General features: G+C 43.6%; 1 protein-coding gene. It reads left to right on the forward strand.

The window, feature by feature from the left end; all coding sequences use genetic code 11:
- Position 1: 1 nt before the first annotated feature.
- Positions 2-346 (forward strand): MFS transporter (locus KH400_RS23010; RefSeq protein WP_217228603.1); only part of this gene is annotated, 345 nt, incomplete at its 3' end.

Genomic DNA, 346 nt, shown 5'->3' on the forward strand with positions numbered 1-346 from the left:
AATGGGGACAGTGCAATGGCTAACAACAGCTTATTTGTTGATTGTGGCGTTGATGATGACGACATCAGCCTATCTAAAGGCTGTGATGAGTCCGCGTAAGATTTTTATTTGGGGTATGATTTCATTTGTAATCGGTGATATTATTTCCATTTTTGCCCCAAGTTTCTGGCCGTTGTTGTTTGGTCGTCTAATCATGGCGGTTGGAACTGGAATTGCTTTGCCATTGGTCTTTAACGTGATCTTGATGAGTATTCCACCAATGCAAATTGGCAAGTACATGGGCTTTGGTGGTTTGATTTTGTCACTAGCGCCCGCACTTGGACCAGTTTATGGGGGTTTGGTGACC

Source organism: Desertibacillus haloalkaliphilus (genome assembly GCF_019039105.1).
Classification (GTDB): Bacteria; Bacillota; Bacilli; order Bacillales; family KJ1-10-99; genus Desertibacillus; species Desertibacillus haloalkaliphilus.